At 62.1% G+C, this 17,242-nt stretch carries 14 protein-coding genes; 1 reads left to right on the forward strand and 13 read right to left on the reverse strand.

All coding sequences use genetic code 11. The features are described 5' to 3' along the window. Positions 1–131 precede the first annotated feature (131 nt). Positions 132–401, reverse strand: coding sequence for a hypothetical protein (locus tag D8U60_RS01340; protein WP_016772252.1), 270 nt, complete (start codon positions 399–401; stop codon positions 132–134). Between the two features lie 46 nt (positions 402–447). Continuing rightward, entirely contained in the window at positions 448–1,008 is a 561-nt protein-coding gene (locus tag D8U60_RS01345) for a YbhB/YbcL family Raf kinase inhibitor-like protein (protein WP_016772253.1), read from the reverse strand. Positions 1,009–1,147: 139 nt separating this feature from the next. Between D8U60_RS01345 and D8U60_RS01350 the strand changes: the two genes are divergently transcribed. Continuing rightward, complete coding sequence (locus D8U60_RS01350) at positions 1,148–2,671, forward strand: FAD-dependent oxidoreductase (protein ID WP_130899317.1); 1,524 nt, start codon at positions 1,148–1,150, stop codon at positions 2,669–2,671. A gap of 118 nt (positions 2,672–2,789) precedes the next feature. On the opposite strand, the gene pgaD is transcribed toward D8U60_RS01350, so the two are convergent. From pgaD to D8U60_RS01405, 11 genes are all read right to left on the reverse strand, one after another. Beyond that, on the reverse strand, positions 2,790–3,320 hold the full coding sequence (gene pgaD / locus D8U60_RS01355; RefSeq protein WP_130899318.1) for a poly-beta-1,6-N-acetyl-D-glucosamine biosynthesis protein PgaD: 531 nt from the start codon (positions 3,318–3,320) through the stop codon (positions 2,790–2,792). Then, entirely contained in the window at positions 3,317–4,672 is a 1,356-nt protein-coding gene (pgaC, locus tag D8U60_RS01360; protein ID WP_016772256.1) for a poly-beta-1,6-N-acetyl-D-glucosamine synthase, read from the reverse strand. The genes pgaD and pgaC overlap by 4 nt, the downstream gene beginning before the upstream one ends. 1 nt (position 4,673) lies before the next feature. Next, positions 4,674–6,671: a poly-beta-1,6-N-acetyl-D-glucosamine N-deacetylase PgaB gene (gene pgaB, locus D8U60_RS01365; RefSeq protein ID WP_130899319.1), complete on the reverse strand. Its 1,998-nt coding sequence runs from the start codon at positions 6,669–6,671 to the stop codon at positions 4,674–4,676. A gap of 12 nt (positions 6,672–6,683) precedes the next feature. Next, on the reverse strand, positions 6,684–9,164 hold the full coding sequence (pgaA, locus tag D8U60_RS01370) for a poly-beta-1,6 N-acetyl-D-glucosamine export porin PgaA (protein WP_130899320.1): 2,481 nt from the start codon (positions 9,162–9,164) through the stop codon (positions 6,684–6,686). A 236-nt stretch (positions 9,165–9,400) separates the two neighbouring features. Beyond that, positions 9,401–10,906, reverse strand: a complete 1,506-nt coding sequence (locus D8U60_RS01375) for a YdgA family protein (RefSeq protein ID WP_130899321.1) — start codon at positions 10,904–10,906, stop codon at positions 9,401–9,403. Positions 10,907–11,155: 249 nt separating this feature from the next. Then, a complete protein-coding gene (locus D8U60_RS01380) occupies positions 11,156–11,791 on the reverse strand; it encodes an NADH:ubiquinone oxidoreductase subunit N (RefSeq protein WP_071174014.1) in 636 nt (211 codons plus the stop codon). 93 nt (positions 11,792–11,884) lie between these two features. After that, positions 11,885–13,327, reverse strand: a complete 1,443-nt coding sequence (locus tag D8U60_RS01385; RefSeq protein ID WP_130899322.1) for a TolC family protein — start codon at positions 13,325–13,327, stop codon at positions 11,885–11,887. Then, complete coding sequence (locus D8U60_RS01390) at positions 13,324–14,211, reverse strand: HlyD family secretion protein (RefSeq protein ID WP_122698862.1); 888 nt, start codon at positions 14,209–14,211, stop codon at positions 13,324–13,326. The genes D8U60_RS01385 and D8U60_RS01390 overlap by 4 nt, the downstream gene beginning before the upstream one ends. Next, positions 14,208–14,417: a DUF1656 domain-containing protein gene (locus tag D8U60_RS01395; protein ID WP_016772264.1), complete on the reverse strand. Its 210-nt coding sequence runs from the start codon at positions 14,415–14,417 to the stop codon at positions 14,208–14,210. Before D8U60_RS01395 ends, D8U60_RS01390 begins: the two co-directional genes overlap by 4 nt. Next, positions 14,414–16,477: an FUSC family protein gene (locus tag D8U60_RS01400; protein ID WP_122508368.1), complete on the reverse strand. Its 2,064-nt coding sequence runs from the start codon at positions 16,475–16,477 to the stop codon at positions 14,414–14,416. The genes D8U60_RS01395 and D8U60_RS01400 overlap by 4 nt, the downstream gene beginning before the upstream one ends. Continuing rightward, on the reverse strand, positions 16,474–16,902 hold the full coding sequence (locus D8U60_RS01405; protein ID WP_016772266.1) for a MarR family transcriptional regulator: 429 nt from the start codon (positions 16,900–16,902) through the stop codon (positions 16,474–16,476). The genes D8U60_RS01400 and D8U60_RS01405 overlap by 4 nt, the downstream gene beginning before the upstream one ends. Positions 16,903–17,242: the final 340 nt, after the last annotated feature.

Genomic DNA, 17,242 nt, shown 5'->3' on the forward strand with positions numbered 1-17,242 from the left:
AGTACTGCCCTCCGAAGGCAGGGGTCGTGGGTTCGAATCCCGCCTGGTGCACCATGAATCATACGAGAAAGCCCCGGACTGTGATGGTCCGGGGCTTTTTTGTGAGCAATGACGAGGTCGCTGGAACGCCGTCACTCCGTCGTCCAGTCAAACTCATCATATTCATCGTCGTCATCCCCCTCCTCCTCAGCCTCGTCAAATACCTCGTCTTCTTCAACGAGGTCTTCTTCCGGCTGATTCAGCAGAAATTCCTTACGTGTCTCGGTTACTGCCCGCCGCATTTGTTCGCCCTTTTCCGGGCAGTTGAGTAGCTGGGCGATGCGGTCGATTTTTGCTGCCACGGTGTCCTCCAGCGCATTGGCAATGGCTCGATAGTGCGCGTTTTCGCGGGGCAATGCCAAATGGCTGGGGAATCAGAGCAGTCAGCCGCCCGTGAGCGGCCGAGCCTCAGCGGTGATAACGCCGCACCGCGCTGCTGTTGCGCAGCACATGGCCTTTGATTTTCTCCATCAGCTCGGCGCGGGTCAGGCCAGCCGGCAGGGCGTCCGGGGCGAGGTCGAGGGCGTAGATCTGAATGATGTAGTGGTGGGCGCTGTCGCCCACTGGCGGGCATGGACCCATGTAATGGGTGTTGCCTTTGCTGTTGGTGCCGCCGACGCCTTCGAGGGCGGATTTGGCGCCGACGCCGGCCGCGATCTGGTGGGTGGTGGGTTTGATGCCGTAGTGAATCCAGTGATCGACGCCCAAGCCTTTCTGGCCGTCCGGGTCGTGCATGACGATGGCGTAGCTCTGGGTACCGGCCGGGCCGGCATTCCAGCTCAGCGCTGGCGACTGGTTCTTGCCGCCGCAGCCGGGTGCGTCACTTGCCGCTGCCGAGGTGAACAGACGGTTATCCGACACGCCGGGGATGCTCAGGGTGAAGCGCTCCTGGGCCTGCGCCGGGAACTGCACGCAAAGGGTCACGGCGATGGCCGCCAGCCATGGGTTGAGAGAGGTCAATCGGGTCATTCCGGGAGCACCTTGTGCAGTGAGGCCGTCGTCGGCCCGCAGACTATAGCTGTACCGTTCGTGCCTTGGCAGTAGCAAATGGCTGAACCTCGCGCGGCGCCGCCAACTCACAAGAAAAATGCCTGCGAGGAAGCCGAACATGTCCCTGCACCGTGTCGCCCGTTTCGCCGATGTCCCGCAAGACCGTGGCCTGCAAGTCGAAATCGGCGACTGCAAGATTGTCCTGCTGCGTGCCAACGGCGAGTTGCGGGCGTTTCAGGGCCTGTGTCCACACGCCGGGGCGCCGTTGGCCGAGGGGGCGCTGTGTCACGGCAGGTTGATCTGCCCCTGGCACAAAGCCGCGTACCGTGCCGAGGACGGCGGCCTGTGCGAGCCGCCATCGCTGGACAGTCTCAAGCGCTATCCGCTGGAGTTGCGCGGCGATGAAGTCTGGGTCGATGACCAGCCCCTGCCCGATCCGCACACCCCGCCCGTTGACGACCCAAGAACGTTCGTGGTGGTCGGCGCCGGGGCGGCGGGCACGGCTTGCGCGGCGGCGCTACGGGAGAAGGGTTTCGGCGGACGCATCGTGCTGGTCGATGGCGAACCGGATGCCGGCTACGACCGCACGGTGTTGAGCAAATTTGTTCTCGCCGGGGAGATGTCACCGAAAGAAGTGCCGCCGCTGCGCGATGAGGCGTTCTATCAAGCGCAACGCATTGAACGTGTGCAAGGCGAAGTGACTTCACTCGACGCCCCAGGCAAAGCACTCCATCTGAACAACGGCGGCATCCTGCGCTACGACGCCGCTGTACTCGCCACCGGTGGCGCGCCCAATCCGTTGAAGCTGCCTGGTGCCGAGTTGGCCAACGTCTTCGTCCTGCGTTCGAAAGCCCAAGCTGAACAGATCATCAACGCCGCTCAACCGGGCCAGCGCGCGGTCATCATCGGCGACAGTTTTATTGCTCTCGAATGCGCGTCAGCCCTGCGCGAGTTCGGCCTGGACGTCACCGTGCTGGCACGCCATGCAATCCCGTTCGCCAAGCAGTTCGGCGAAGCGGTGGGCAAAGCGATTCGCGGGTTGCACGAAGAGCACGGGGTGAAGTTCATCAGCGAACACGAGGCTACGCAGATCCTTGGCGAGAACAAGGTCGAGGGCGTGCTGCTCGACAACGGTCTGCGCCTGGCGGCGGATCTGGTTCTCGCCGGCGTCGGCGTTCACCCGGCCACTGAGCCTTTCGAATCATTGCCCAAGGAAGAAGACCAATCGTTGCGTGTCGATGACGGCATGCGCGTCAGCGATGACCTGTGGGCCATCGGCGATATCGCCACGTTCCCGTTGAATGGCCAGCCAACCCGTATCGAGCATTGGCGCCTGGCCCAGCAACACGCGCGCATCGCTGCGGCCAACATGCTCGGTGGCGAGGAGCATTATCTGGATGTGCCGTTTTTCTGGACGTACCACTTCGGCAAGAACTACGACTATCTCGGTCACGCGCAGGAATGGGACGAGGTCGAGTTCAGCGGTGAGCCGGAACAGCCGCCGTTCATTGGCCTGTTCGCAAAAGACGGCATCGTCGTTGCGGCGGTGGCCTGCGACAAGCAACGCGCAATGGCGCTGCTGGCCGAGCGAATGAAGCAACCTCTGCCGATGAAAGAGGCCTGGACGCTGATCCAGGCCTGACACCGGTCCTGTAGGAGCTGACGAGTGCAACGAGGCTGCGATCTCTTGATCTTGTTTTTACATAAGCAAAATCAAAAGATCGCAGCCTTCGGCAGCTCCTACACAGGCCGTGTGGAGGTCAGGTCAGGCGTTTCACCGGCTCACGATTATCGTCTTCTTCGGCATGCAGAAAGATCACCCGTGGATGCTCTAAAGGTGCCAGCGGCGCCGGTAGTGCTTGCTGCTGAAGCGGCCACAAATGCGTTTCGACATGACTGATGTCGCCGTCCTGATCGTTGTGAATGGTCATCACCCCCGGCGTGCGCAGTTTCTGGAAACGCTCATCGCACAGCTTGAAACTCTTGCTCAGACCTTCATCGCCAATCACCGGTGACGGCAAACGGCGCTGGGCGAAGCTGCGGCTTTTGCGTTGCTGGTAACGCGCCCAGCCGATCAGGATCACCGCGTTGACCAGCGCCACCCACATATAAACCTGCAGAGTCCCCAAGGCATCGAATGCCGAATGATCGATGCGCGGGCCGCCGCTGGTTTCGATCAATGGCCATAACCCGCGTACCAGCAGGAACAGCAGGCCGACCCAGGCCATGACGGTGAGGATCACGTCGATCACCACCAGAAAGGGCCGTTGGCGAGTCCGGATAATTTTCATTTGATGACTTCCTCCTGGTCGTCGCCCAGCGGTTTGATACCCCGATCAGGACTGACCCAGCGCGCGCGTTTTTTGTGTTGGCTGAACAACACCTTGGGGAAGCTGACCAGGGTGGTCAGCAGACTGACGAGCCAGAACACCAGCGGATACCAGACCACCCAGAACATGGTCTTGCCCAGACCCGGCTCATAGCGCCGGTCAATGACGATGCTGACAGCGAACTGCACCAGGCAGACGAACGCCAGCAACAGACCGGTGAAGGCCGGCGGCATCAGGTGATCGACGGCGATCGCGTCGGGCATGACCATGAACTTGCCCATGCCCCAGAAAATCACCGACAGCAGGAAAGTGAACGCCCAACCGGTGGACAGGCAGTACTCGAACAGCAGCGGCCACAGGTAGCGATGGCGGTACTGCCAGATGCCGCGAATGTTCTTGAACAGCACTTCGGCGCCGCCCTGAGCCCAGCGCAGACGCTGCTTCCACAGGCCACCGAGGGTTTCCGGCATGAGGATCCAGCACAGCGCGCGCGGCTCGTAAAAGATGCTCCAGTGATCCAGTTGCAGCTTCCAGCTGATGTCGATGTCTTCGGTGATCATGTCCGGGCTCCAGTAGCCGACCCGGTTCAGCGCGGTGCGGCGGAACGCGACGATCACGCCGGAGACGGTGAAGATGCGCCCGAACACCCGTTGCGTACGTTTGATCAGGCCGATGATCGAAGAAAACTCGCCGACCTGCACCCGCCCGATCAAGGTCGAACGCGTGCGGATCCGCGGGTTGCCGGTGACCGCGCCGAGACGGGCGTTATCCAGCATCGGCGCGACCAGATAAGCCGCGGTGTTCGGGGCCAGCAAGGCGTCGCCATCGATGCACACCAGGTACTCGCTGCGCGCAGCGATCGCGCCCATGCGCAGGGCCACCGCCTTGCCCTGGTTTTCCGCCAGATGCAGAACCCGCAGTCGCGGATCTTCCTTGGCCAGCGCATCGAGCACTTCGGCGGTGTTGTCCTTGGAGCCGTCGTTGATCGCGATCACTTCGATGTTCGGGTAGTGCTGGGCCAGCGCCGCGTAAATGGTATCGGCAGCGTTGTCGCCTTCGTTGTAGCAAGGGATCAGGATCGAAATCAGCGGCTCGCCTTCCAGCGGCGGCGGCAGCGTGTCGTCCTGCCATGGCCAGTGGCGCTCCCAGTGCAGCCAGAAATACAGGCCGCCGGCGATCCACAACCCGGACATGAACAGCGGGTAGAAGAACACGAACGACATCAGGAACTGGCCGGTCACGAGGAAGATCAGCCCCAGCGGAACGCCAAGGACAATCGCCAGAACAAGCAGGGCTAACAGTCTATCCAGCATGTTATGGATTCCATTTGTTGGAGAGTGCAGGCCTTACGGTTTTCAGGTCTGGCAGGTTGTCGAGGAAGTTGTCCGGGTAGTAACCGAAACTGGTCGCGCCCTGGCGCTTGAGCCGGCCCATCCAGTCCGCCAGATGCACAGCATCGATATCGGCCTGATCCTTCTGGTTCCAGTCACGCGCCTGCAATTCGAACACGGTGCGGTTGAGCGCGCCGGGGCGTTTCTTTACCGTGGCGACCAGTTCTTCCAGCCACGGGCCGGACTCGGCCAGCGTCTGTTTTTCCATCAATGGCATGGCCATCGGCGCCGTCCAGTCGTAGGTGGCGAGGAAGTCATCGAGGTTCTGCGCGAACCACGCTTCGCTTTCAGGATTGAGCATCGGCTCGGCGAAGATGTTGCGTGCGGTCAGCACTTGCGGGCCGCGAATCGCACGGACCTTCGCGGTCAGTTCGTTGGTGAAGTCGATCAGGTAGCGGCTCTTGAAGCGAGTCCAGCGTTGCATCGCTGCCGGATCGTCGCGCAGCGCGGCAATCGAACCCGGCAGACCTTGAGCGGCGTACGCCTTCAAGGCATCCGGGCTGGCGTCTTCGAAATCCGAGAGCACCGCATCGTCGTGGTAGAGAATGCCGTCGACCGAGGTCAGCCGCGCCACGTCTTCATAGATTTCACCGATGATCTTGCGCACTTCGGGGTTGAACGGTGACAGGCGTTTGTACTGCTTCGGGTCGACCGAGGTGATGGCCGTTTCCGGGTCCCAGCGGGTTACACGCGGCAGCTTCGAATCCAGCTCGAAACTCAGCACCGGCATCCATGCAAAGACTTTCACATGGGCACGGGTGCGCAACTGCCAGGCGACGCGGTCGAACAGGTCGGCGCGCATCGGCAGGTGACGGTTGGGGAAGTACAGCGAATGCACCAGACCATCGCCCTTGGGATCGGCGAAGGCTTGCAGGAACACCGTGCTGGCGCCGAGGTCAGCCATGCGCTGCACCAGTTTGCCGAGGTTGATGTCCTGCTGGGCCGGGTCCGGGTCGTAGACGTTGTCGAGATCGACATGCACCACGCGCATCGGCGCTTCGGCCTGCACCGAGACGATGCTGTTGGCGAAATGCTCGCCGTCAGGATCGGACGCGACGAGAAAGCGCGGCCCGCTCATCAGGTTATCGAGGGTGTCGAGGCCGTCGTCCAGGGTCAGGGCCATTTCATAGCCCTCCTCGCCGACCACGGTCAGCGAGGTACCGTCGGCGGTGCCGTACGGCCAGACCCAGACCCGTGGTTTGTAACCGGTGGCCTTGCGGATCTTCTCGGAAATGTTCTTCACGTCGGTACGAATGCGTGCCTGGAAATCGGCTTCGGATTCATAGCGCTTGGTCACCGGGTCATAACGCCGGGTCGCGGCGGCAGGCTGCAGGTTGCCCTGCGGGTTGCCAAGGATGCCTTTGTGGTTGGCATCGGTGTGAGCGGCGATCTCTACCAGACCGGACTTGGAAATTTCGCGGATCTGCTGCCAGGTCAGGAAGTTGTCACGGTTACGCGGCGTGCCGGCAAAATCCACCGGTTGATTGAGCGGCGTGTCGATCCAGGTGCCCACCGGCGCCAGCAAGGCGTGCCAGTTGTAGGCGCGCAGCACCGGCAGCACGCGGGTATAGAAGCTGGCATAACCGTCGTCGAAACTGAGCAGCACCGCTCTCGCCGGCAACTCCGGGCCACCCTTGCGCGCGGCCATGATCTGGTCGACGGTCACTGGTTTGTAGCCGTTCTCGCGCAGCCAGGCGAGCTGCTCGATCATGCGCTCGGTGCGCACCGCCACTACGGCCTGATCGGGATCACGGTCTTCGACATCGTGATAGGCGATGCCGAGCACATGGTTTTTTGGCCACGGTTGTTCACTGGCCGCGACCGGGCGCTCGGAGGGCGGCGCGAAGGCCGGGGCTTGCTGGGCGCAGGCGCTGATCAGCAGCGCTCCCAGCAGAAGGATGAAACGCGAGATAAAAGGCATCTTCAAACTCTTCTAGAAGCGGAAAGTGAGGTCGACGAGCAGACGCAGATCAGTTTCCCGATCACCGTCGTAAGGCCGGTTGATCACACTGAACATGCCGCCCACATCGAACACGTCGTTCCAGGCGTACCTTTGGCCGTAACCGAGCAATGCCATGCCGCCGGTGCCGTGGTCGCGCTGGCTGTAGGTGCCCGCGCCGGCCTGGAATTGCTGGCTCCAGGAAGTCTCGTAGCGGTGGTAGAGCACGTGATTGACGTTGACCAGCGGCATCACGCTGAAGTCCGACTTGGGGTTGAAGTACGGCACGTCGTCGGATTTCGAGTTGTGGCTGGTGCCGACTTCCAGGCCGGCGTCGACCTGAATGTTCGGCGCGGTGTAGATGCCCTCGCGCCCGGTCACCAAGGCTTCGACGCGGTTGTTGCCATCGCTGAAGTGCGACGGGCTGACCGACACTCGCCACTCGCGGCTTTCGTTGGCGCGCCAGCGCAGGAACGCACTGCCGCCGTTGGCCTTGATGTCGCTGTTGAGCGCGCGCAGCGGCGTTTCCGCCGAGAGGTATTCGAGGCTGCCGCCGTACTGCCAGTGATCGTTGATGTCGCGGGCTATCGCCAGGCGTGCGCCTTGTTTGTCACCGAAGCCGTAATCGTGATTCGACACCTCGGCTTCGAGGGTCATGTCACGGGTGCGCCGTTCCAGGCCGACACGCTGGAAACGATGGTGGCCAGTGCCTTCGGCGAAATCACCGGTGGCATAACCGGCGCCGGCAAACACGCGCCAGTCCTCGTTGATCGGTGGGCTGTAAAGGGTGCTCTGGATACCGAAATCACGGCTGCCGCTGACCGCACCGGCATCGCCGCTGCCGCCACCGTTGGCCTTGCCGCCGTAGGCTTCGACGCGTAGTTCGGCCATGTCATGCACTTCGCGTTCGCGGGCGAGGCGCTGCACCTGGCGGTTGTCCGGATAGCGCGCGACCACGTCGTCGACCAGTGCATCGTTCTGCCGCCACTCCTGCAACTCCATCGCGGTGCGCGCCTGAGCGACTTCCAGGCCGGCATCGCGCGGGGCCATGCTCTCGGTTTCCTTGAGCTGGCTTTCCGCGCGGCGCGGCATCTGGCGGGCGAGGTAGAGATCGGCCTGGGCCAGACGCAAGCCAAGGTTGCCCGGTGCCTGATCGACCAGCGTCTGCAAGCGCTCTTCGCCGTGCGGAAGATCGGAACCGTAGGTGCCGGCCTGGGCGGCGAGTTGCTGGGCATCCATCCATTCGTCGTTGGGGTTGCCGACCGGCAAACCCTTGAGTTCGACACGCGGACGCTGGGCTTTCGCTGCGTCCTCGGCGACCTTGCGTGCCTCGTCGGCGCGGTCGCTTTCCAGCAGCGAGTAGTACAGCGCAGTGGTGTCCTCAAGACGATCACCGACATCGGCGTCCGGCGCTGAAAGCACCTGGCGATACAGATCAGTGGCAATCTCAGGCTCGCGTTGATCCAGATAAGACGCCGCCACCCAACGCAGGGCGTAAGTCGGAATCTCCACGCCCTCGGCTTGCAGCTGTTGATATTCGCTGATGACGTCGGCAGTGCGCGCGCGGGCCTTGAGCGCGCCCATGCGGTCGATGCGCCAGCGCGTCACGTCGTCGTGAGCAGTGGCGTCGGGCGTCCAGGTTGCGAGCAATTTGTCGTAATCGGCCAGCGCGCGGTCGGCAATGACATAGCGTTCCTTTTCGCTGCGGGTGGCCAGTTCGGCAAGGCGCACGCGTTCGGCGGCGAGATCACCTTCGAGCCGGCGCAAGGTCACCGGATCAATCAAACCGGGACGTTGACTGGCCAGACGCAGCGCCGGTTCAGGCAGGCGGGCCTTTTGCAGAGCGACCACGTACTCGCGGGCCACCTCCGGTTTGTTGCCGGCACGGATGAAGGCCTGATCGAACTCGAACAGCGCATCGTAAGGTTTGTCGGCGCGACCGAGGGCGTAGCCCAAGGCGAGGCGGCGGGAAGGATCATCGGGTTTGGCGGCGACCAGCGCCTGGGCGCGGGTGACGGCCTGATCGGGCTTGCCGGCATCGGCCTGAGTCAGCGCGAGGCCCAGTTGCAGGTCAGCGTTGTCCGGCTCCAGCGCCAGCGCCTTGTTGTAGACCTGGGTAGCCTGATCCCAGCGCTTGAGGTTGCGATAGGCACGCGCGGCGGCGGTCAGTGCCTGCACCGGCAGGACGCGGTCGCGACCTTGTGTTTCATAGACCTTGACCACTTCGGCATCGAGCCCGGCCCAACTGGCGATTTGCAGGTGATCGCTGACCTGGCCGTCGCTGGCCTGGCCCGGCGGCACCTGACGCAAAACCGTCAGCGCAGGCGTGTAATGCCCGGCGCGGGCATCGCGCACCATCTCGTCGTAGGGTGTGTCGGCCAACGCCAGCACTGGCCAGAGCAACTGGCTGCACAGGGCGAATCGGAACAAAGGGCGCAAACCACGATGTAATACAGGGCCATCAATACGCGGCATTTGTCAGCATCCTTACATGGCCAGCCGGGTCGCAATGCCCTCCTTGCCCATTCGTAACGGTGGCCGACAATGACAGCCTTCGGCCAAGCTTGGTGAGGCAGTCTGCACGCAAGCGTAGTCGAGTTTTCACAACGCAATAATTGTTCAGAATCGGCCCATCTGTACAAAACCCGTACAGCAAAACGCCCGGCGCCTGTTTACACAGGGGCCGGGCGTCTGGAGGGCGCGCGGTGGGCTTATTGCTCTTGGGTGACGCCGGCAAACTTGCTCATGAGGAAGCCGATGAACTGATCGACGGTCATTTTCTGGCCGTTGAATTCGACCTGATTGGCCGCGTAATGCAGTTTGGTCACCACGTTGGTGCCGTCGGCGACAGCCAGTTGCGAGCCGACCGCCATGCCGGCGAACATGTCCGCCGCTTCCTTGGACTGATCGACGATGGCTTTGGCGTCAGTCTGGCCATCGAGTTGCGCCTGCACGCTGAGCAGATCGACGAGCATCGGCTTGGATACCTGAATGTTCAGGTCGAGCAGCGCGATCAGTTGCTTGCCGAGTTGATCCGGCGGCAGGTCCATCGATTGCGGCTTGGTCAGGTCGATCACCAGATTGGCGCGGCTTTCACCGTTGGCGGTGTTGAAGGACAGATTCTCCAGCGCCAGTTGCGGACCGGCCGCCAGCAACTTCTGCAGATCGGCTTTGACCTGGGCGTTTTCCGCTTCGGTCAGATTCAGCTCCGGTGCCGGCAACCCCTGTGCGGCGGCCTCGGCGGCAGCTTTTTCGTACGGCTGCAATTTGGTCTGGTAGATCTGCATCAGCGACATGGTCGACGGAATGTCGAGGTTCTTCAGGCTCATGGCCATGGCCGCCGAACCGACTTTCTTGTCGTTGAGCGTCACTTCGCCGATTTTGTAGTCGGCACGCCCCGAGGCGTTGCTGCCGCTTTCTTCGGTGCGGTTCTTCATTTCGAAGTTCTTTACGCCCAGCACCATCGGCTTGGCGCCGAAGGTGGTTTTGCTGCTGGTCACTTCCAGGGTGTTTTCCCCGGTGTAGTACCCGTAGCTGCTCTTGGCGAGGTTGCTGGCCAGGGTCAGACCGTTGAGCTCGACCTGCACCGGCGCCTGGTCTTCCGACACGGTGACCAGTTTCAGATTGTCCATGTAGCCGTCGGCCTTGACCTTCTGCGCCTGGGCGCTGGCGGCGATGTCCATGCTCAGACCGGAAAACTTCAGGCTCGACTGCTCATCCAGCGCAGTTTCGAACGGCACCAGATTCAGAGTGCTGGTGGTCGATTCGTCGTAGCCGATGTTGGTCACGCCCTTGAGCGGCGCGGCGCCGTTGGTGGCGGCGAACCATTTTTCCGTGGACGGGCTCTTTTCCAGCTCATAGTTGCTGGTGGCCATGACCGGCAGCCACTTCAGCGAAACCAGACGCGAAAACGGCAGCGGGCCGTGTTCGATGTGGTCGACGAACAGCAGCTCGACCGGCGCATCGCCGAACATCTCGCCCTCGCCCTTGAGGCGATAGTGCGCGGTGCTGGTGAAGGTGTGGCGTTCCAGCGACACCAGTTCCAGCGACGCGGTGCCGTTGGAGCCGGCCATGGCGGTCTGCAACTCTTTGTTGGCGTTGGTCACGGCGTTGTTCAGCACGCCTTCGATCTTGGTCCCGGTGTACCAGGCCCCGCCTGCGCTGATCGCGCCAATGGCAACAACAATTCCGAGAAGCACGCCTGCTGATTTATTCATGAATGACCTGATCGGTTTCCGTGGCTGTGGGTGAAGTCGTCTTCCTTGAACCCGGGATCGGGTCGCGGCTCGACTGTGCGCAATTAAGCGGTGGAGATTAGCACCGGGCGCGGACGACGGCCCAATGTTTAAAGGTTAAAGAGTGTCTATGGACACTTGGGAGAGCAAAAAGATCGCAGCCTTCGGCAGCTCCTACATTTGCAATCCGATTGTCCTGTAGGAGCTGCCGAAGGCTGCGATCTTTTGATTTCAGGAATATTGAACCTCGATTTCATCCAGCTGATGATCAAAGCTCTTCAGCCGCGCGGTCCAGGTATACACCAGCACTTCAAAGTCGCGATCGATCACCGCTCCGCCGGTGGTATCCGCTCGCACATCGCAGAAATCCAGTTGATAACGCTCACGAGCCATGGCCGTGGCGACGTCGGACAGCTCGCGGGCGTTGTTCAGCCAGTGCCAGCCGTCATCGGCGATCTGCTTGTCGAGTTCCAGGCATTGCTTCTTCAGGGCTTCGAGGCTTTTTTCCAGCGGCGTGCCGGTGAGCTCGCCCATGACTTCGGCGAAGGTTCGCCCGGGCTGCCAGTAACTGCCCCAGAAGTAGCGGTCGAACACCGTTTCGACCCGGCGCAGGGCGACTTTGGTGTCCCAGATCAGCACGAGCATCCGGCCCCGTTCGAGCTGGCGCTTCTTGACCCGTTGCAGCTGAATCGAGGTCCACGCGACGACGACGATCGCCATCACCGCGATCAGCGCAACGGCGCTGTCGAGAAAGATCATCGCCGTGTCGATCTGGTGGGCCAGCATGATCCCGTAGAAATACGTGGCCGAGAGCAGCACCAGTGCGACCAGAGCGCACCAGAAGCCGAGAGCGTAAGGGTTTTTCATTATTGGTTTCCCCTGGGCCAGCACGAGCAATGTGCATTGCAGGAGCGCTTGGCATGGGGCGCCCCTCCAACACTTCAAAGCATAGCAACGGCCTCAGGGTTTGCTGGCGCTCGAGGTGTTCGTTCGTCCGCTTTCCCAGCCACCGCCCAGGGCGAGGAACAAATCGATCTGGCTCATCGCGACCTGGGTGTTGGCGGCGGCCAGTTGCGCGGTGACATCGGTGTAGGTGCGGGTTGCTTGCAGGTCGGCAAGGAACGACTCGCGGCCGGCCTGGAAGAAGCGGTGCGTCTGCTCGGCGGCGAGCTTGGCCGACTGCTCGGCTTCGGCCAGCGCATCGCGGCGTTGCAGCAGCGCGCTGTACTGGGCCAGACCGGTCTGCGTTTCGCGGATGGCGTTGAGCACCACGCCGTCGAAATGCGCCAGCGCGCCTTGAGTGTTGGCCTCGGCTTCACGAATGCGCGCACGGGCGCCGTTGGTCGGCACTTTCCAGCTCAACGACGGACCGAAGCCCCAGCGGTTGGTCGATGGATCACCGAGGTCATCGATGATGCCGACCGTGCCGATGGTCGCGCCGATGCTGATGTCCGGGTACAGCTCACCGGTGGCGATGCCGATGCCGGCGGTTGCCGCTGCGAGACGCCGCTCGGCCTGACGAATATCCGGGCGGCGCTTGAGCAGCGCAGCGCCGTCACCGACCGGCACCAGTTGCGCGATCTTCGGCAACTCAGCGCAACTGGCGGTACCTGCCGGCAACTGTTCGACCGGTTTGGCCAGCAGCATCGACAGACGGAACAGCCCGGCCTGACGCGCTGCTTCATAGCGCGGCAAGTCGGCGCGCAGGGATTTGAATTGGGTCTGCGAACGGGTGACCTGAGTCTCGTCGCCCCGCCCGGCATCGCGCAGGCGCTGGATCAGCGTGGTGCTCTGCGATTGCAGGTCGAGAGAGTGCTCGGCGATTTCCCGCTCTTCGTTGGCTGCGCAGACCTGGGTGTAAGCACGAACCACGTCCGCCACCAAAGTGATGCGCGCCGTGTCGGCTGCGGCCTGAGTCGCATCGGCATTGGCTTTGGCCGCTTCGATGCCGCGCTGCAAGGTGCCCCACAGGTCGAACTGGTACGAAGCGCTGATGCCGATATCGGCAATGTTGGCCACCGGGACTTTCTCCGGCAGCAGGAACGCCTGACCGGATTCCTGCAAACGTTGCGCGCCCATTTTCACCCCGCCGCTCCAGCCACCAGCGGCCTCGGCTTCATCCACCTGAGCACGTGCCCGCGACAGGTTCGCCGCCGCCACGCGCAGGTCGGTATTGGAAGCCATGGCCTGCTGCACCAGTTGATCGAGGCGCGGGTCTTTATACAGCCGCCACCAGTCCGCCGGCACCGGCGCCGAGATTACCGGTTTGCCGGCGACTGCCAGCTCACCCTGAATATCCTTGCGCTGCACCGCCGCGTCGGCGGGCACCTGATAATCCGGGCCGACCATCTGACAGGCCGAGAGCATCACGCCCAACCCGGCGATCAACCAGGCCCTGCTCATGGCTGCGACTCCTCATGCTGATCGTCGATGATCGACACAGTGGCGGTACGCCCGGCGATCATGCGGAAGTCGGCCGGCACCTCATCAAAAGCGATGCGCACCGGAATCCGCTGCGCCAGGCGTACCCAACTGAACGCCGGGTTGACGTTGGGCAGCAGGTTGCTGCCGCTGGTGCGGTCGCGGTCTTCGATGCCGGCGACGATACTTTCGACATGTCCGCGCAACCGCGCGCGGTCGCCGATCACGCGGATATCCACCGATTGCCCGACGTGGATGCCGTCGAGTTTGGTTTCTTCAAAATAGCCGTCGATGTGGAAGGAGTTGCTGTCGACCACCGACAACACCGGGCGCCCGGCGGTGACGAATTCCTGCGGACGCGGCGCGCGGTCGTTGACGTAACCGTCGACCGGGCTGCGGATCACCGAGCGATCGAGGTTGAGCTGCGCACTATCGACCGCCACCAAGGCTTCGGCCAATGCCGATTGTGCACGGGCGACGCGCGACTGGCTTTCTTCCAGCTGTTCGGCCGGCACCAGATTGCCGAGGCCACGGTTACGCTTGGCTTCACGCTGGGCCTGGGCGAGGGTTTCCTGGCGATCGGCAACGGCGGCCTTGGCCTGGCGCAGGGCTAGTTTGAAGCGATCCTGGTCGATGCTGAACAGCACCTGGCCACGTTTGATCAACTGGTTGTCCTTTACCTCGACCTGCTGGATCAGCCCGGAAACGTCAGGGGCGATCTGGATGATGTCGGCGCGAATGTGGCCGTCGCGGGTCCACGGCGCGAACATGTAATACATCACCATGCGCCAGACGAGGACAACGGCAAAAGTCACGATCAGCAGGGTCAGGACCACGCGACCGATGGTCAGAAACGGTTTTTTCATGTCATCAGGTATCGACTGAGTGAGTCCACGCCGTACAGCAGCACGGCGTAGAGCGCCACGTTGAACAATGCCCGGTGCCAGACCAGACGGTAAAAGTGCAGGCGTTGCAGCACGCCATGCACCAACAAAAACAGCACGTAAGTGATGCCCATCAGCACCAGCAGGGTCGGCAGGAAGATGCCGCTGATATCCAGATCACCGATCATAGGGGCGCTCCATCGGGCAGCGGTTCTTCGGGCTCGGCGCTGGAGACGAACTCGACGCCGGGCAGCAAGGCCAGACGCAGACCGCTCAAGGCGTGCAACAGGTGTCGACGGGTTTCATCGTCGCCTTGGCCGTTCAGCGCTCGGCGGGTACGATCGAGTGTCATCAGCAGACCGCTCGGTGCCGGCAGGCGTTCGTCGGCTTTGAGGCAGGCGCGAAAATACTCGCCGACCTCGCCCACCACTTGTCGCAGCAGGGCGTTTGGCACGCCGGTGACGCGCGGGGTGTAGGCAAGCAGATCGAGCATGTTCAGACCGACACGCACTTCACGCATGGCAATACCGGTGTCCTGACCGGTCAGGGCCAGACGCGGCAGGTGCTGCATCAGCCGATCGAGCAGCTGCACGCCCAAATGCCGATGCTCGGCCAGACTGGCCGGCTCGGTCATGCTGACGATGTCTTTCCAGCTGAACCGGGTCAGACGCTTGGCCGCCAGCTCGGCGCCGAACGGTCGCGCCACCAGCGTCCAGATGAAAGCGAACAACAGCCCCAGCGGCCCGGCGAGGTTGGAGTTGGCAAAGGCGAAAAAGTCCGCGTCGTAGGCGCCCTGAATACTGATGAACGACGAGGTATTGACCAGCGTCAGCAGCATGCCGAGGTAGAATCGCGGCTGCACGGTCAGCGTGCCGACGCAAATGAACGGCACGGCAAACGCCAGCACCAGCATCGGGAAGTCGTGCAGGTTGGGCAGAATCAGAAACAGATAAAGGCTGGCGAACAGCACTGACATCCCGGTCCAGAAAAAGAACCGGTAAATCTGCGGCGCCGGGTCGTCCATCGAGGCAAAGAAGCTGCACGCCACCGCTGCCAGGATCACCGCGCTGCCGCCGTCCGGCCAGCCGAGCAGGATCCACAGCACCGAAGCAACGATGATCGCCAGAATGGTCGAGGTCACCGAGTAGAGCATCAGTCCGCGATCGATGAACGGCGTCAACCGGCCCAGGCGCCAATGCCGGTACACCGCGCGCCAGCTGTCCTGGCGCTCGCACAGAATCGCATCCTGCAGGCTGCGGCAGTCCTGCCACAGATCGATGAATTCACCGAGGCGGTAAATCGCGTTGGAGAACAGCAACTGTTTGCGCTCCTCCAGCGCTTCGGCGCTCGGTTGCAACGCGTCAAGTTGATCTCTCAGTGCTTGCCAGCGCTCGAGACTGGCGTCCGCGTAGCCCAGCCATTCCCGGGTCGCGGTCAGCAACGGCTGGAATTTCTCCACCAGTTCCGGGGTGCGGCGTTCGAGGGCGTACAGCGAATCCTCAAGGGCATCGATCACCGGCAACAGATGGATCATGCGCCCGCGCAATTCCTTGGTGTTGCGCACGGTTTGTGGCCGCGCGCCTTCGTGGGGCAACTGGCCGATCATCAACTCGAGGCTGTTGAAATTGGCGACCATGGCCATGCGCAGCGCGGTGACTTCTTCCGGCTGCACATCGCGGCTGAGAAACTTCAGGCTGTAGCTCGTCGCATCGGCGAACCACTTGCTCACCGCATCGTTGAACACCGGCGCCAGCCGTCGCGGCCAGAACATCGCGCCAACCACCGCAGCGACGGCGATGCCAAGGAAAATCTCTTCGGTACGCGCCTCGGCCACGTCCCACACCGCCAGCGGATTATCGACCACCGGCAGGGCAATCAGCGGCAAGGTGTAGCCGGCCAGCATCAGTGCATAGCTGTTGGCCGTGCGCAGATGCAGGGACATGAACAGCAGAATGCCGGTCCACAACGCGATCACCACCACCAGCACATAGGGGCTCTGCACGAACATCGGCACGAACAGCACCGCCGCCGCTGCGCCGAGAAATGTACCGGCCGCGCGGTACAGCGCTTTGGAGCTGGTCGGGCCGAGAAACGGGCTGGAGACGATGTACACCGTGGCCATCGCCCAATACGGACGCGGCATTTGCATGAGCAAGGCGATGTACAGCGCAATCATCGACGCTGCAAAAGTACGGACCCCGTAAAACCAGTCACGGGCCGGCGGCATGCCAGTGAAAAAACCGTTCAAGAATTGACCACCACAGGCGAACTCGCCGCCTCAAAAGCCCTCAGTACCCGAAGCGTAGCTTCCAGATCGCTGCGCTCGATGCCTTCCAGCACCTCATGACGCAAGCGCACCAGCTCGGCTTCGACCGCTTGCACCAGCTCGCGGCCGGTATCGGTCAGGCTCAGGCACTTGGCGCGGCGATCCTGGGCATCTTCGGTGCGACAGACGTAACCGGCGTGGCACAGCTGATCGAGCAAGCGCACCAGCGAAGGACTCTCCATCCCCGCAGCCTGGGCGACTTGCACCTGACGCACGCCCTCGCCCAAACGCCCGATCATCAACAAGGGCACGGCGCAGGCTTCGGAAATTCCATAGTTGACCAGCGTGGTCTGGCAGATCTTCCGCCAATGCCGGGCGGCCACCACCATGGCGCTGCTGATGTTCATCTGGAGACTGTCGAGGGAATCGGACACGGGATAACGGACACTGTTAGTTTGCTAACTATCAATATCGCATTGGAGGGGAATTTCAGTCAAGTTTTGAAACAAATCTCCCCACGCTTGGCCGAGGCGTACCACGAGTTGGATTTGTAATTTTTCGAAGGAAAAATCTAATGCGACGGACAAAACGAAATTTTTTTTACAGTAAGGAGGTTTTTTTTACATCTGAGCCTTTTCGCGCAATTTTTTTTACATGCTGCGCCTCATGCCAGACGATACATCAACTGATCCCACACTTTGGTGGCCCAGTCCGGTCACTCAAGAATCTCATCGACAAACATCGGCC

The organism is Pseudomonas sp. Sample_11 (assembly GCF_004307505.1).
In the GTDB taxonomy this organism is placed as follows: Bacteria; Pseudomonadota; Gammaproteobacteria; order Pseudomonadales; family Pseudomonadaceae; genus Aquipseudomonas; species Aquipseudomonas atacamensis.

Bases quoted from the DNA above. Each gene is read 5' to 3' on its own strand.
- D8U60_RS01350 (WP_130899317.1), top strand. From the start codon at position 1,148: ATGTCCCTGCACCGTGTCGCCCGTTTCGCCGATGTCCCGCAAGACCGT.
- D8U60_RS01380 (WP_071174014.1), bottom strand. From the start codon at position 11,791: ATGAAAAACCCTTACGCTCTCGGCTTCTGGTGCGCTCTGGTCGCACTG.
- pgaC (WP_016772256.1), bottom strand. From the start codon at position 4,672: ATGCTGGATAGACTGTTAGCCCTGCTTGTTCTGGCGATTGTCCTTGGC.
- D8U60_RS01390 (WP_122698862.1), bottom strand. From the start codon at position 14,211: ATGAAAAAACCGTTTCTGACCATCGGTCGCGTGGTCCTGACCCTGCTG.
- pgaA (WP_130899320.1), bottom strand. From the start codon at position 9,164: ATGCCGCGTATTGATGGCCCTGTATTACATCGTGGTTTGCGCCCTTTG.
- D8U60_RS01345 (WP_016772253.1), bottom strand. From the start codon at position 1,008: ATGACCCGATTGACCTCTCTCAACCCATGGCTGGCGGCCATCGCCGTG.
- D8U60_RS01395 (WP_016772264.1), bottom strand. From the start codon at position 14,417: ATGATCGGTGATCTGGATATCAGCGGCATCTTCCTGCCGACCCTGCTG.
- D8U60_RS01405 (WP_016772266.1), bottom strand. From the start codon at position 16,902: ATGAACATCAGCAGCGCCATGGTGGTGGCCGCCCGGCATTGGCGGAAG.
- pgaB (WP_130899319.1), bottom strand. From the start codon at position 6,671: ATGCCTTTTATCTCGCGTTTCATCCTTCTGCTGGGAGCGCTGCTGATC.
- pgaD (WP_130899318.1), bottom strand. From the start codon at position 3,320: ATGAAAATTATCCGGACTCGCCAACGGCCCTTTCTGGTGGTGATCGAC.
- D8U60_RS01375 (WP_130899321.1), bottom strand. From the start codon at position 10,906: ATGAATAAATCAGCAGGCGTGCTTCTCGGAATTGTTGTTGCCATTGGC.
- D8U60_RS01385 (WP_130899322.1), bottom strand. From the start codon at position 13,327: ATGAGCAGGGCCTGGTTGATCGCCGGGTTGGGCGTGATGCTCTCGGCC.